Source organism: Streptomyces sp. NPDC023481 (genome assembly GCF_055560195.1).
This window is the reverse complement of sequence record NZ_JBVHJE010000009.1, coordinates 166,364-181,810: the sequence shown is the minus strand read 5'-3', so window position 1 is coordinate 181,810 and position 15,447 is coordinate 166,364. Positions and strand designations below refer to the sequence as shown.

At 71.6% G+C, this 15,447-nt stretch carries 6 protein-coding genes; 2 read left to right on the top strand and 4 right to left on the bottom strand.

Annotated elements, in window-relative coordinates; translation table 11 throughout:
* Positions 1–17 precede the first annotated feature (17 nt).
* Positions 18–2,813: an aconitate hydratase gene (locus ACZ3ZD_RS19580; protein WP_467398780.1), complete on the top strand. Its 2,796-nt coding sequence runs from the start codon at positions 18–20 to the stop codon at positions 2,811–2,813.
* Positions 2,814–2,957: 144 nt separating this feature from the next.
* On the opposite strand, the gene ACZ3ZD_RS19575 is transcribed toward ACZ3ZD_RS19580, so the two are convergent.
* The 3 genes from ACZ3ZD_RS19575 to dnaK all read right to left on the bottom strand — a co-directional run bounded on the left by ACZ3ZD_RS19575 (position 2,958) and on the right by dnaK (position 8,163).
* Positions 2,958–5,651, bottom strand: coding sequence for a SpoIIE family protein phosphatase (locus ACZ3ZD_RS19575; protein WP_467398779.1), 2,694 nt, complete (start codon positions 5,649–5,651; stop codon positions 2,958–2,960).
* A 128-nt stretch (positions 5,652–5,779) separates the two neighbouring features.
* Positions 5,780–6,229, bottom strand: a complete 450-nt coding sequence (gene grpE / locus ACZ3ZD_RS19570) for a nucleotide exchange factor GrpE (RefSeq protein WP_467398778.1) — start codon at positions 6,227–6,229, stop codon at positions 5,780–5,782.
* Between the two features lie 2 nt (positions 6,230–6,231).
* On the bottom strand, positions 6,232–8,163 hold the full coding sequence (gene dnaK / locus ACZ3ZD_RS19565) for a molecular chaperone DnaK (RefSeq protein ID WP_467398775.1): 1,932 nt from the start codon (positions 8,161–8,163) through the stop codon (positions 6,232–6,234).
* Positions 8,164–8,850: 687 nt separating this feature from the next.
* Between dnaK and ACZ3ZD_RS19560 the strand changes: the two genes are divergently transcribed.
* Complete coding sequence (locus tag ACZ3ZD_RS19560) at positions 8,851–11,262, top strand: GH92 family glycosyl hydrolase (RefSeq protein WP_467398773.1); 2,412 nt, start codon at positions 8,851–8,853, stop codon at positions 11,260–11,262.
* Positions 11,263–11,404: 142 nt separating this feature from the next.
* Here ACZ3ZD_RS19560 and ACZ3ZD_RS19555 read toward each other — a convergent pair whose 3' ends face one another.
* Positions 11,405–15,208: a GH92 family glycosyl hydrolase gene (locus ACZ3ZD_RS19555; RefSeq protein ID WP_467398770.1), complete on the bottom strand. Its 3,804-nt coding sequence runs from the start codon at positions 15,206–15,208 to the stop codon at positions 11,405–11,407.
* Positions 15,209–15,447 lie beyond the last annotated feature (239 nt).

The window sequence follows — 15,447 nt, the reverse complement described above, 5'->3', positions numbered from 1 at the left end:
CAATGAAGGAGACTGTCGTGTCGGCGAACAGCTTCGACGCCCGCAGCACGCTGCAGGTGGGCGACGAGTCGTACGAGATCTTCCGGCTGGACAAGGTGGAGGGCTCGGCCCGCCTGCCGTACAGCCTCAAGGTCCTGCTGGAGAACCTGCTCCGCACGGAGGACGGCGCGAACATCACCGCCGACCACATCCGTGCCCTCGGCGGCTGGGACTCCCAGGCCCAGCCCAGCCAGGAGATCCAGTTCACGCCGGCCCGCGTGATCATGCAGGACTTCACCGGCGTGCCCTGCGTCGTGGACCTCGCGACCATGCGTGAGGCCGTGAAGGAGCTGGGCGGCGACCCGGCCAAGATCAACCCGCTGGCGCCCGCCGAGCTGGTCATCGACCACTCCGTCATCGCCGACAAGTTCGGCACGAACGACGCCTTCAAGCAGAACGTCGAGCTGGAGTACGGCCGCAACAAGGAGCGCTACCAGTTCCTGCGCTGGGGCCAGACCGCTTTCGACGAGTTCAAGGTCGTCCCGCCGGGCACCGGCATCGTCCACCAGGTGAACATCGAGCACCTGGCCCGTGTCGTGATGGTCCGCGACGGCAAGGCCTACCCGGACACCCTGGTCGGCACCGACTCGCACACCACCATGGTCAACGGCCTCGGCGTGCTCGGCTGGGGCGTCGGCGGCATCGAGGCCGAGGCCGCCATGCTCGGCCAGCCGGTCTCCATGCTCATCCCGCGCGTCGTCGGCTTCAAGCTCACCGGTGAGCTGCAGCCCGGCACCACCGCCACCGACCTCGTGCTCACCATCACCGAGATGCTCCGCAAGCACGGTGTGGTCGGCAAGTTCGTCGAGTTCTACGGCGAGGGTGTGGCGGCCACGAGCCTCGCCAACCGCGCCACCATCGGCAACATGTCCCCGGAGTTCGGCTCCACCGCCGCGATCTTCCCGATCGACGACGAGACGCTGAACTACCTGCGTCTGACCGGCCGCAGCGACCAGCAGGTCGCGCTCGTCGAGGCCTACGCCAAGCAGCAGGGCCTCTGGCTGGACCCGAAGGCCGAGCCGGACTTCTCCGAGAAGCTGGAGCTGGACCTCTCCACGGTCGTCCCGTCCATCGCCGGCCCGAAGCGCCCGCAGGACCGCATCGTCCTCGCGAACGCCGCCGAGCAGTTCGCCAAGGACGTCCTCAACTACGTCGAGGCGCCCGCCGCCGACACGTCCGCCGCCGCGTCCTCCGTGGTCGACGAGGCCAGCGCCGAGTCCTTCCCGGCCTCCGACGCCCCGGCCTACGGCCACCAGGAGAACGGTGCCGGCGCCCCGCAGCACGGCCAGGGCAGCGGCGCCGTGCCGTCCCACCCGGTCCAGGTGACCGCCGCCGACGGCACCACCTACGAGCTGGACCACGGTGCGGTGACGGTCGCGGCCATCACCTCCTGCACCAACACCTCCAACCCGTACGTCATGATCGGCGCCGCCCTGGTCGCCAAGAAGGCGGTCGAGAAGGGCCTGACCCGCAAGCCGTGGGTCAAGTCCACCCTCGCTCCGGGTTCGAAGGTCGTCACCGACTACTTCGACAAGGCCGGCCTCACCCCGTACCTGGACAAGCTGGGCTTCAACCTCGTCGGTTACGGCTGCACCACCTGCATCGGCAACTCCGGCCCGCTGCCGGAGGAGGTCTCCAAGGCCGTCAACGACCACGACCTCGCGGTCACCTCGGTCCTCTCCGGAAACCGGAACTTCGAGGGCCGGATCAACCCCGACGTCAAGATGAACTACCTGGCGTCCCCGCCGCTGGTCGTCGCGTACGCCATCGCGGGCTCCATGAAGGTGGACATCACCCGCGACGCCCTGGGCACCGACCAGGACGGCAACCCGGTCTACCTCAAGGACATCTGGCCCTCCGAGGCCGAGGTCAACGAGGTCGTCGCCGGCGCCATCGGCGAGGACATGTTCAACAAGTCCTACGCCGACGTCTTCGCCGGTGACGCCCAGTGGCAGGCCCTTCCGGTCCCGACCGGCGACACCTTCGAGTGGGACGCCGAGTCCACCTACGTCCGCAAGCCCCCGTACTTCGAGGGCATGGGCATGGACCCGGCCCCGGTCGAGGACATCGCCGGCGCCCGCGTGCTCGCCAAGCTGGGCGACTCGGTCACCACCGACCACATCTCCCCGGCCGGTGCGATCAAGGCCGACACCCCGGCCGGCAAGTACCTCACCGAGCACGGTGTGGAGCGCCGTGACTTCAACAGCTACGGCTCGCGCCGCGGCAACCACGAGGTCATGATCCGCGGTACGTTCGCCAACATCCGCCTGCGCAACCAGATCGCGCCGGGCACCGAGGGCGGCTACACCCGGGACTTCACCCAGGACGGCGGCCCGGTCTCCTTCATCTACGACGCCTCGCAGAACTACCAGGCCGCCGGCATCCCGCTGGTCGTCCTGGCCGGCAAGGAGTACGGCTCCGGTTCGTCCCGTGACTGGGCGGCCAAGGGCACCGCGCTCCTCGGCGTCAAGGCCGTCATCGCCGAGTCGTACGAGCGCATCCACCGCTCGAACCTCATCGGCATGGGCGTGCTCCCGCTCCAGTTCCCGGAGGGCGCCTCGGCCGAGTCCCTCGGTCTGACCGGCGAGGAGACCTTCTCCTTCACCGGCGTCACCGAGCTGAACGAGGGCACCACGCCGCGCACGGTCAAGGTCACCACCGACACCGGTGTCGAGTTCGACGCGGTCGTCCGCATCGACACCCCCGGCGAGGCCGACTACTACCGCAACGGCGGCATCATGCAGTACGTGCTGCGCAACCTGATCCGCAAGTAACCTTGATCCGCGAGTAACCTGCTCCGCAGGCAAGCGGACCGCTCCGCTCGCGGACCGACCCGCGCACAGGCGGCGGCGTCCGGCGGACGAGGGCCGCATCCCCGGCAGCGGGGGTGCGGCCCTTCGCCGTACCCCCGGCGGCCCTCAGTCCCCGAGCAGCGCCGAGAGGTCCGGTACCGCGAGCTCCGCCCAGATCACCTTGCCGTGCGGGGTGTACCGGGTGCCCCAGCGCTCGGTCAGCTGCGAGACCAGGAACAGGCCCCGGCCGCCCTCGTCCGTGCTCGCCGCGTACCGCAGATGCGGCGAGGTGCTGCTGCCGTCGGCCACCTCGCAGATCAGCGTGCGGTCGTTGATCAGCCGTACGTGGACCGGGTCCGAGCCGTACCGGATGGCGTTGGTGATCAGCTCGCTCAGCACGAGTTCCATGCCGAAGCCCAGCTCGTCCAGCCCCCACTCGGCCAGCTGGGCGGAGACCGCCCCGCGCATCCCCGACACGGCGGCCGGATCGCGCGGTACGTCCCAGTCGGCGACCCGGTCGGCCGGCAGCACCCGGGTGCGCGCGACGAGCAGCGCCACGTCGTCCTCGGGCCGCTCGGGCAGCAGCTGCTCCAGCACCGCCCGGCAGCTCTCCTCCGGAGGGCGGCCGGGATGGCCCGCCAGGGCCCGGCGCAGCAGCTCCATGCCCACGTCCAGGTCCCGGGTACGGTCCTCGATCAGACCGTCGGTGTACAGCACGAGCTGGCTGCCCTCGGCCAGCTCCAGCTCGGCCGTGCGGAACGGCAGGCCGCCCAGGCCCAGCGGCGGCCCGGCCGGCAGCTCCGGGAAGACGACAGTGCCGTCGGGGTCGACCAGCGCGGGCGCCGGATGCCCGGCCCGGGCCATGACACAGCGGCGCGACACCGGGTCGTAGATCGCGTACAGACAGGTGGCGCCCAGGATCTGCCCGGCCGTCTCGGGGCAGGCCTCCTCCTGGTCGATGCGGCCCACCAGGTCGTCCAGGTGCTGGAGCAGCTCGTCCGGCGGCAGGTCCAGCGTGGAGAAGTTGTGCACCGCGGTCCGCAGCCGGCCCATCGTCGCCGCGGCGTGCAGACCGTGCCCCACCACGTCGCCGACGACCAGCGCCACCCGGCCGCCCGGCAGCGGGATCACGTCGAACCAGTCGCCGCTCACCCCCGACTGCGCCGGCAGATAGCGGTAGCCGACCTCCAGCGCGCTCTGCTCGGGCAGCGCCCGGGGCAGCAGACTGCGCTGGAGGGTGACCGCGAGGGCGTGCTCGCGGGTGTAGCGGCGGGCGTTGTCGATGCTGACCGCGGCCCGGGCCACCAGTTCCTCCGCCAGGGACAGCTCGTCCTCGTCGAACGGCTCCCGTTTGGAGCGCCAGAAGTTGGCCATGCCCAGCACGGCACCGCGCGCCCGGATCGGCGCGGAGATGAGCGAGTGGATGCCGAAGTCCAGGATCCGCCGGGTCCGCTCCGGGTCCTGGGCCCGCCAGCCCTCGGCGGCCGCCAGGTCGGTCACCAGCTCCGAGCGGCCGGTGTCGTAACCGCGGGCCTGCGGGGTGGACGGCAGGAAGTCGATCAGCCGGCCCTGCTCGTAGAGAGGATGGTCGTCCCGGATGCCGCTGACGGAGATCCGCCGCAGGTTCCTCGCCGTGGGAGCCGGCTCCTCGCCGTGCAGGACGGCGTCGGCCAGGTCGACGGTGATGAAGTCGGCGAACCGCGGCACGGCGACCCGCGCCAGCTCGTCGGCCGTACGCATGACGTCCAGCGTGCTCCCGATGCACAGCCCCGCGTCGTACAGCAGCTCCAGCCGCTCCCGGGCGGTCTCGGCGCGGCCGGACACCGCCTGCAGCTCGGTGGAGTCGCGCAGCGTCACGACGGTGCCGCCGGGGCCGCCGGCGCGGTCGGTGGGCCGCTGGTTGACCGCCAGCAGGCGCCCCTTGGCGAAGTGCAGCTCGTCGCTGGCCGGACGCCCGAAGGCGAGCAGCTCCATCGTCGCCGGGTCCAGGTCCTCCAGCTCCCGCACCAGGCGCCCCTCGACGTCGGCGGGCAGCTCCAGCAGCCGCCTCGCCTCGTCGTTGACGAGCAGCAGCCGGCCGTCGGCCCCGATGATGAGCACGCCCTCGCGCACCGAGTGCAGCACGGTGTCGTGGTGCTGGTACATGCGGCTCATCTCGTCCGGTGCCAGGCTGTGCGTCTGCCGCCGCAGCCGGCGCCCCACCAGGGCCGTACCGCCGGTCGACAGCACCAGCGCGCCGGCCCCGGCGCCCAGGATGATGGGCAGCTGCCGGTCCAGCGCGCTGGTGACGTTCTTGACCTTCAGCCCCGCGGAGACCAGGGCGACCACCTTGCCGCGGGCGTCGTCCACGGGCACGACGGCCTGCACCTCGCGGCCCAGCGGGCCCTGCACGCTCTCGGTGTACACCCGGCCGGCGAGCGACGGCCCGATGGTGCCCACGAACCGCCGGCCGATCCTGCTGGGCAGCGGATGGGTGTAGCGGATGCCGTGCGTGTTCATGACCACGATGAAGTCGACCCCCGCCGGCTTGCGCCCCGCCTCGGTGAGCGGCTGCAGGATGCGGGTCGGGTCGGGGGAGCGCAGCGCCTGGAGCAGGCCCGGGGAGTGCGCGAAGGTCTGCGCGACGGCGATGGACCGGTGCCTGGCCTCGGCGGTGGTGTCCCGCCTCGACTGCAGGACGAGGGCGAGGACGGCGCACAGGACGAGCAGCACCACCAGCGCGACCTGGAACAGGAACACCTGTCCGGCGACGCTCCGGGGGATCTTGCCGATCGCAGTGCGCCATGTGAGACGCCTGCATCGGGCAGATGCGTCCGACATGCCCGCATTTGTAGCACTGGTGTTCTTCGTGTGGCTATGGTCCGTCCACGAGGTGGACACATCAGGACCGGCGCCGGCGGACCGGGCGGCCCGCCGGCGCCGCCGCGCCTGGGCACCGCGCCGGGAGGTCACGGCGGGCCGCCGACCGCCACGTACGCGGGCCGCAGCAGCCGCTCGCCGATCCGGTAGCCGGGGCGCAGGACCTCCGCGCAGACCAGCCGCTCGGCGCCCGGGGCCGCGTGGTGCGCCAGCGCCTCGTGGCGCGCCGGGTCGAACGGCTCGCCCTCTTCGCCGAACGCCTCCAGGCCCAGCGAACCCAGTCGCGCGCGCAGGGTGTCGGCGATGTCCTTGAGGCCGGGCGTGAGCGGCTCGTGCGCGCACGCCCGGTCCACGGCGTCCACCACCGGCAGCAGCGCGGTCAGCACGTTGGCCACGGCGATCTCGCGTACGGCCATGCGGTCCCGGCGCACTCGCTTGCGGTAGTTGTCGTACTCGGCCTTCACCCGCTGCAGATCGGCGGTGCGCTCCTGGAGCAGGCGCTCCGCCTCACGCGTGCCCGGTGTCCGCGCCCCGTCCATCGTCAGCCCGCCTCCGGCTTGTCGTCGTCGACGATCTCGGCGTCCACCACCTCGTCGTCCCCATCGGAAGCCGCCCGGCCGGAACCAGCCCCGCCGGAGGCCGACCCACCGGAGGCAGCTCCGCCGGAACCCGTCGTACCGGAGGCCGCGGTACCGTCGGCACCCGGCTGTGCGGCCTGCTCGCTCCGCGACCGCTCGTACAGCGCCGTACCGATCTTCTGCGCCGCCTGCGCGGCATGGTCGAAGGCCTGCCGGATCGCCGCCGTGTCCTCCGTCTTCAGCTTCTCCTTCAGCTCGGCCAGCGCCGTCTCCGTCTCGGACCGCGCGTCGGCCGGGATCCGGTCCGCGTTCTCCCTGATGAGCTTCTCGCTGGAGTACACGAGCTGTTCGGCCTGGTTGCGCGTCTCCGCCGCCTCCCGGCGGTCGCGGTCCTCCTCCGCGTGCGCCTCCGCCTCCCGGACCATCCGGTCGATGTCGTCCCGGGGCAGCGCCGAACCCCCGGTGACGGTCATCTTCTGCTCCTTGCCGGTGCCGAGGTCCTTCGCCGAGACGTGCATGATGCCGTTGGCGTCGATGTCGAAGGCCACCTCGACCTGCGGCACCCCGCGCGGGGCGGGCGCGATGCCGGCCAGCTCGAACATGCCGAGCTTCTTGTTGTACGCGGCGATCTCCCGCTCGCCCTGGTAGACCTGCACGCTCACCGAGGCCTGGTTGTCCTCGGCCGTCGTGAAGATCTCCGAACGCCGGGTCGGGATCGTGGTGTTGCGCTCGATCAGCTTCGTCATGATGCCGCCCTTGGTCTCGATGCCGAGGGACAGCGGGGTGACGTCGAGCAGCAGCACGTCCTTGACCTCGCCCTTGAGCACACCGGCCTGGAGGGAGGCGCCGACGGCCACCACCTCGTCCGGGTTCACGCCCTTGTGCGGCTCCTTGCCGGTCAGCTCCTTCACCAGCTCCGTCACGGCCGGCATCCGCGTCGAACCGCCCACCAGGACCACGTGGTCGATGTCGGACACCTTGACCCCGGCGTCCTTGACCGCGTTGTGGAACGGCGCCTTGCACCGCTCCAGCAGATCCGCCGTCAGCTGCTGGAACTGGGCGCGCGTCAGCTTGGCGTCCAGGTGCAGCGGGCCCTCCGCGGACGCGGTGATGTACGGCAGGTTGATCGAGGTCTCGCTGGACGACGACAGCTCGATCTTCGCCCGCTCCGCCGCCTCCCGCAGCCGCTGCACGGCCATCTTGTCCCTGGCCAGGTCGACGCCGTAGCTGTTCCTGAACTGCTGGACCAGGTGGTCCACGACCCGCTGGTCCCAGTCGTCGCCGCCGAGGTGCGTGTCGCCGTTGGTGGCCTTGACCTCGATGACGCCCTCGCCCATCTCCAGCAGCGACACGTCGAAGGTGCCGCCGCCCAGGTCGAAGACGAGGACGGTCTGGTCGTTCTCCTTGTCCAGCCCGTACGCCAGCGCCGCCGCCGTCGGCTCGTTGATGATCCGCAGGACGTTCAGGCCCGCGATCTCACCGGCCTCCTTGGTGGCCTGCCGCTGGGCGTCGTCGAAGTAGGCGGGCACGGTGATCACCGCGTCGGTGACGTCCTCGCCGAGGTACGCCTCCGCGTCCCGCTTCAGCTTCTGCAGCACCCGCGCGGAGATCTCCTGCGCCGTGTACCGCTTGCCGTCGATGTCCCCCTGGTCGGGGAACCGCCAGGCGTGGTCGCCCACGTGCCGCTTGACCGAGCGCGCCGTGCGCTCCACGTTCGTCACGGCCTGCCGCTTGGCGACCTCGCCGACCAGCACCTCGCCGTTCTTGGCGAAGGCCACGACCGACGGCGTGGTCCGCGCGCCTTCCGTGTTCGTGATGACGGTGGGCTCGCCGCCTTCCAGGACCGAGACCACCGAGTTCGTCGTACCGAGGTCGATACCCACCGGACGCGCCATCTGCGTTCTCCTCCCGGCTCGCCCCCGTTTTCGGGATAAAACCTGAGGTGCCCCTTGTCAAGCGTGCCTCCGGCGCCGCGGTCGCCCGGCCCGCGGCCGCACGGGCGTTTACACCTTCGGCGCTTGGCGCCGGCTTCCGGGAAGAGGGCATGGGAGCGCTCCCACGACATTCCCGGTTCCCGCTCCCACCCCAGCCCGCGTTCCCGCTCCCGCTCCGTCGAGGGGGCCGGCGGCGACAGCGCCACCACCCTGCCCTGCCGGGTCGGTTGAGCCGCTCTGGGCGGACCCGGTGGGCGTACGCACCGGGTCCGCGAGCCGGGCAGGTGAGGGGGGTGGGGGACCTGCCCGGGGGAAATGGCCTGCACCGTAAGGGATGTGGGCGAGCTGGGGGGTGAGCGGCTGTGGGATGTGAGCGGGCTGTGGGGCTTGAGCGGCTGAACGGGGTGGGGCCGGGCGGCTAGTGCGGCGAAACGGTCGCGCGACATCGTTGTCAAATGGTCTGTACATGACTCTACCGCCCGAACCGGCAACGCGGTCAAGCCGCTTGGGTAGCCCGACCGGGTGATCCCGGCGCGCGCCGGGCGGCGCGTACGCGGTCTTCCGTGGTACCGGTGGCACGCGTTACCGTCCCTGCGGCTTGTGCGACCTGTGGTGCGCGACCCGTCCGACAGGAGGAAGGGCCGCGTCATGCCCATGAGACCCGCGTCCCTGCTGCTGGCCGTGCTCCTCACGACCGGCGGCACCGTTTCCCCCGCCCTCGCGGCGAGCGCCGCTTCCCCCGTCCCCGTCAAGGACCCCACCCCGTACGTCGACCCGCTGATCGGCACCCGGCACGGCGGCGACGTCTTCCCCGGCGCCGTCGTGCCGTTCGGCATGCTCTCCTGGAGCCCGGAGAACACGCGCGGCGACGCGACCCGAACCGCCGCGCCCGGCGGCTACCAGTACGACGCCACCCGCATCCGCGGCTTCAGCCTCACCCACATGTCCGGCACCGGCTGCGCGGGCGGCAGCGGCGACATCCCGTTCTTCCCGTACGCCGGCGAGGTCACCTCCTCCCCGGCGAGCGACACCGGGGACGCCGTCTACGCCTCCGACTTCCGCCACGCCGACGAGCGTGCCGAGCCCGGCCACTACCGGGTCGGCCTGGCCTCGGGCGTCACCGCCGACCTCACCGCGACCGCGCGCACCGGCTCGGCCCGCTTCACCTACCCGGCCGGCAAGCACGCCTCCCTGCTCGTGCGCACGGCCGACTCCGAGGTGGGATCGGCGGACTCGACGGTCTCGATCGACCCGGACACCCGGACCGTCTCCGGTTCGGTCACCTCCGGCAACTTCTGCGGCTACCTCGACCCCGAGGGCCAACGCGCCTACTACACGCTCTACTTCACCGCCCGCTTCGACCGCGCCTTCCGGGCCACCGGCACCTGGCACGACGACCGGCTGGAGCCCGGCTCCCGGGAGGCCTCCGGCGGCACCGGCGGCTTCACGCACGGCGGCCGGCCGGTCGCCGGGAAGGGCGCCGGCGGGTACGTCGAGTTCGCGCCCGGCGACGGCCCGGTGCACGCCGAGGTCGGCATCTCCTACGTCGGCCGGGAGGCCGCCGCGGCCAACCTGGCCGCCGAGAACCCGCCGGGCCGGTCCTTCGACGCGGTCCGGGAAGAGGCCCGGCGGGCCTGGCGGGAGCGGCTCGGGGCCGTCCGGGTCGGCGGCGGCACGGACACCGAGCGCACCACCTTCTACACCGCGCTCTACCACGCGCTGCTGCACCCGAACGTCATCAGCGACGCCGACGGGAGGTACCGGGGCGCCGACGGCCGCGTGCACACGGTCGACCGCCGCCGGCGGGCCCAGTACGGCACCTTCTCCGGCTGGGACGTCTACCGCGACCAGGTCCAGCTGCTCACCCTGCTCGACCCGCGCACCGGCTCGGACATCGCGCAGTCCCTGTACGAACTGGCCCGGCAGAACGGCGGGGTGTGGGACCGCTGGCTGCACGGGGCGAGCGGCACCCACGTCATGAACGGCGACCCCTCGCCGACCGCGCTGGCCGGCATCCGCGCCTTCGGCGGCACCGACTTCGACCTCCCGGGAGCCCTGAGGTCCCTGGTGCGGGCGGCGACCGTGCCCACGGCACAGGACCTGTCCCCGGCCGGCCGGCCCGTGCTGTCGGCGGGCCAGCGTCCCTCCCTGGACAAGTACCTCGCGCTGCACTACATGCCGAGCGTGTCCAACGCCTGGGGCGGCGCGGCGGAGACGCTGGAGATGTCGACCGCGGACTTCGCGATCTCCCAACTCGCCCGGGCGGCGGGGGAGAAGGGCACGGCGGCCCGGTTCGCCCGCCGCGCCCAGTGGTGGCGGAACAACTTCGATGCCGCGGCCACGCCCGAGGGCGGTTACGTCGCCGACCGCAACGCCGACGGCAGTTGGGCCGCCGGGTTCACCCCGGACACCGGCGACGGGTTCGTCGAGGGCTCGGCCGCCCAGTACACCTGGATGGTCCCGCACGACCCGGCCGGTCTCTTCGCCGCGATGGGCGGCCGGGACAGGGCACTCGCCCGGCTGGACGACTTCTTCCACGACGCCGACGGAGGCTGGGCCCTCACCGGGCACGGCGGCACCAAGTCGGAACTGGACAACGAGCCGTCGATCAACGTCCCCTACCTGTACGCCTACGCGGGCGCCCCCTACAAGACCCAGCAGACCGTCCGCGCGGCGGTGCGGCAGCTGTGGTCCACCGGCCCCGGCGGCATCCCGGGCAACGACGACCTCGGCGCGATGTCCGCCTGGTACGTCTTCGCCGCCCTCGGCATGTACCCGCAGGTGCCGTCCCGCGCCGAACTGGTCCTCGCCTCACCGTTGTTCGAACGGGTCGAGATCGACCGGCCGTACGGCGGCGACATCTCGATCCGGGCCACGGGAGCGGCGGCCGACGCGCCGTACATCCACTCCCTGCGGGTGAACGGCCGTACCGGCGACCGCCCCTGGCTGCCCGCGACCTTCGTCCGCGACGGCGGCCGGCTCGACTACACCCTGTCCACGGTCCCGGACCCCACCTGGGGCACGACCGACCCGCCGCCGTCCTTCCCGGAGGGCGAGTAACGGGCAGCGCCACGAGCGGGCGTCCTGCGGGCCGGCTGAGCCGCCCCTGCCTGGGACGCGTCCCGGGGGCGGTCGCCGATGTGACATCACCCCGCTCCCGGAAGGGGAGCGGGGTGAGCGTGAGGGGCCGGTGCCTCGCGTGTCAGGCCAGCAGTTCCACCTCCGCCAGCGTCGACTCCGCGTCCAGGACCAGGCGGTAGTGCGCGTACGTGCCCGGTGCCGTGATGGTGAAGGCGCGGGTCTGGCGGTCCCAGGGGAACGTCTCGCCGGAGCGGTGGTCCAGGGTGTGCCAGGTGGTGCCGTCGGTGGAGCCCTCGAGCGTCCAGCCGGTCGGTGCCTTCGTGTGGTCCGCGCCCGAGGTCAGCGTGTACTGGACCGGCCGCACCGCACTCTCGGCCGGCAGGTCCGCCGAGGCGACCGTCGCGCTCGTCGCCGAGGTGTCGTCGAAGAGCGGTCCGGCACCCTTCAGCACGTCCGCGCGGGGCGCCGGCACCTTGTCGTCCCTGGTGACGGAGACCGGGCCCGCGTCCTTGCCGGTGCCCCACGCCGACGGCCTCGGACCCATGGAGAAGTCCAGCACCCCGCCCTTGGCGAGCAGCGAGTGCGGCAGCGACGTCGACGTCCAGGGGCGGCCGTCGACCCTGACCCCTTGGACGTAGACGTTCTTCGCGCTGTTGCGCGGCGCCCGCACCACCAGGTCCCGGCCGTTCTCCAGGTGCACGGTGACCTGCTTGAACAGCGGGGAGCCGATGGAGTACTCGCCGCTGCCCATCACCAGCGGGTAGAAGCCGAGCGCGGAGAAGAGGTACCAGGCCGACTGCTCGCCGTTGTCCTCGTCGCCGTGGTAGCCCTGCCCGATCTCGCTGCCGGTGTAGAGCCGGGACAGCGCCTCACGGACGTACGCCTGCGCCTTCCAGGGCTCGCCGGCCGCGTCGTACATGTAGATGACGTGGTGCGCGACCTGGTTGGAGTGGCCGTACATGCCCATCCGGACGTCCCGCGCCTCGGTCATCTCGTGGATGACACCGCCGTAGGAGCCGACGTTGTCGGGGGAGGCCGTCTCCGGGGTGGCGAAGTACTCGTCCAGCTTGTCGGCGAGACCCCGCCGGCCGCCGTACAGGTTGGCCAGGCCCCGGCTGTCCTGCGGGGCGGTGAAGGCGTAGCCCCAGCCGTTGGTCTCCGTGTAGTCGTAGCCCCACACGCGCGGGTCGTACGTCGCGGAGTCCACGCGCCAGTCACCCTGGTCGTTGCGGCCCTGGAAGAAGCCCGCCCTGGCGTCGAAGAGGTTCACGTAGTCCCGGGCCCGGTTGAGGAAGTACGCCGACTCCTCCCGGTAGCGCTTCTCGCCCGTCTTCCTGTACAGCGCCTCGCCCATCCTCGCGATGCCGTAGTCGTTGACGTAGCCCTCCATCGCCCACGACAGGCCCTCGGGCGTGTCGGTCGAGGTGTAGCCGAGGAAGGGCGAGGTGGCCATGCCCTTGCGGCCCACACCCGACATCGGCGGGACGACGGTCGCGTTCTTCACGGCCGCGTCGTACGCCGCCTTCGCGTCGAACCTCACGCCCTTGACGTACGCGTCGGCGAACGCCACGTCCGAGGAGGTGCCGGTCATCAGGTCGGCGTAGCCGGGGGAGGACCAGCGCGAGGTCCAGCCGCCGTCCTTGTACTGCTGCACGAACCCGTCGACCATCTCCCCCGCCTGGGACGGCGTCAGGAACGAGTACGCCGGCCACGTGGTCCGGTAGGTGTCCCAGAAGCCGTTGTTCACGTACACCCTGCCGTCGACGATCTTCGCGCCGGTGTGCGTCGGGGTGTCCGGACCCGGCATCGGGGAGAACGGCGAGGCGTACCGGTCCTTGCCGTCGACCCGCTCGAACCCGGAGTTCGGGTACAGGTACAGCCGGTACAGGCCGGAGTACAGCGTGGTCAGCTGGTCCGGGGTCGCGCCCTCCACCTCGACCCTGCCGAGCAGCCTGTCCCAGGTCCGCTGGGCCCGCGCCTCGACCGCGCCGAAGGAGGTGCCGTCCGGGATCTCCCGGCGCAGGTTGTCCCTGGCCTGGTCGACGCCGATGAGGGAGGTCGCCAGGCGCAGGGTAACGGTCCGGTCGGCGCCCGCGTCGAACCGCAGGTACCCCTTGACCCCGCTCGACGTGCCCTCGGTGACCGGCTTGTCGAACTCGCCGTACACGAACATCCGGGTCGCGCCCGCGGACAGGCCCGACTTCACGTCCGAGTAGCCGGTGACGGTCCCGTGCTCCTTGTCGAGCGTCAGCCCGGCCTGCTCGGTGACGTTGTCGAACAGCACGTTCGCGTTGTCGCCGGGGTAGGTGAAGCGGAGCACGGCCGCGTGGTCGGTCGGCGTCATCTCGGCCTTGAGGCCGTTCTCGAACCGCACCCCGTAGTAGTACGGCCGCGCGGTCTCGTTCTCGTGCCGGAAGGGCAGCTCGCGCGCCTCGCGGCCGGTGTCCGGCGGGCCCGACGCGGCCGACGGCATCAGCTGGAAGGTCTGCCGGTCGCCCATCCACGGGCTCGGCTCGTGGCTCGCGCTGAACGCCTGGATCGTCGGCAGGTTGTCGTCGTCGTTCGCACGTGCGTACTCGTACAGCCAGCTCAGCGAGGACGCGTTGGTCACCGGCGTCCAGAAGTTGAAGCCGTGCGGCAGGGCCGTCGCCGGGAAGTCGTTGCCGCGCGAGAAACTGCCGCTGGAGTTGGTGCCCCGGGTGGTCAGCGCGTAGTCCGACAGATGCGCCTTCGGCTTCTCGGGCGGCACCGGCCCCAGGCTCACGTCGTCCAGCCAGCCGCGGAACTTCGCCGGCCCGTCCGGGGAGTCGTACGCCACCAGGATCCGGTCGACGGTCCGGCCGGCCGCCACCGAGCCGATCCGCGCGCTCACGTCGTTCCACTGGTTGACGTAGAGGGCCTTCGACGCGCCCTGGCCGCGCGGAGAGAGCGGGAAGCCGTGCTCGTCCAGGGCGCCCAGGTCGCTCAGATAGGTGCCGTCGGTGAAGGCCAGGTCGACGGAGACGTTCGTGGCGTCGTAGTCGCGGTCGCCGTCGGCCATCGACGGGAAGATGCGGTACGACAGCCGGGTGTCGCCGGCCACCCGCACGTTCACGTCGAAGACCTTGTTGTACGAGTACGCCCGGCCGCCCGCGGTGTGCCGGCCGGCGTAACGCAGGGCGCGCTTCCCGGTGAACCCGGCGCGCGCCTTGGCCGTCGGGGAGCCGCTCGGTCCCTTGTCGACCAGGGTCAGCATGTCCTGCGGCACCGGCCCGCCCGAGCCGCCGGTGGACAACTGCACATCGGCCAGTTGCAGGATGTCCGGGGCTCCCGCGTTCCGCGTCACCTCCAGCCGGAAGTACTGGTACTCCGCCGGCTCGGCGAGGTCGTACGACCTCGTCTGGAACCGCTCGGCGAAGGTCTCGCCCGTGCGGGTGTCGACCGTCTTCCAGTCCCGGCCGTCGGCCGAGCCCTTCAGGGTCCAGTCCTCGGGGTCGCGCTCGGCGTAGTCGTTGGCCGAGGTGAGCGCGTACGTCGCTATCTTGATGGGCTTGTCCAGGTCGAACTCCACCCAGCCGGTGGGCGCGAACGTCAGCCACTTGGTGCCGGGCTCGCCGTCGACCAGGTTCTCCTTGACCTCGCCGGCGCCCGCGTTCTCGGCGCTCGCCCGGACCTCGGTGACGTGGTCGGTGACATTGCCCGGAATGCCGGTGCTGTAGCCGCCGTCGACGCCCGAGGCGCGCTTGCCGCCGTCCGGTCCGGTGTCGACGGTGTTCAGCCAGTCCGGCGCCGGATCACCCACCTCGAACGAGGATGCGAACTCCCGGTCGGTCGCCGGAGCCTTGGCGGGCACGGCGACCGCGGCGCCCTGCGCGCCGACGGCCATGACAAAGGCGGCCGTGAGGACGGCCGCCGGAGCCCATCTGTGCCGCTTTCTGGCCAACATCTCAAGGACTTCCCCTCCTGCGCCCCCTCAGGACAACGTTGTCAGTTACGGGCGCAGGAACCAGTAGGTGGCCAAGTGGCCCATGATGTCAAGGGTGTTGGCCGTGGCATTCAGGGAGTTATGTGGCGACTTTTTCCGCCGGGCCACTCGTCGGGCCGTCATATTTCCGCGAGGTCTCAACTCGGAAAAGACCCAACGCGAACACTGCATTCGATCTTGCTCCGCCGATGGGAAGTGGA

Excerpts from the sequence above, each read along its gene's own strand:
- ACZ3ZD_RS19575 (WP_467398779.1), bottom strand. The coding sequence starts at position 5,651 with ATGTCGGACGCATCTGCCCGATGCAGGCGTCTCACATGGCGCACTGCG.
- grpE (WP_467398778.1), bottom strand. The coding sequence starts at position 6,229 with ATGGACGGGGCGCGGACACCGGGCACGCGTGAGGCGGAGCGCCTGCTC.
- dnaK (WP_467398775.1), bottom strand. The coding sequence starts at position 8,163 with ATGGCGCGTCCGGTGGGTATCGACCTCGGTACGACGAACTCGGTGGTC.
- ACZ3ZD_RS19560 (WP_467398773.1), top strand. The coding sequence starts at position 8,851 with ATGCCCATGAGACCCGCGTCCCTGCTGCTGGCCGTGCTCCTCACGACC.
- ACZ3ZD_RS19555 (WP_467398770.1), bottom strand. The coding sequence starts at position 15,208 with ATGTTGGCCAGAAAGCGGCACAGATGGGCTCCGGCGGCCGTCCTCACG.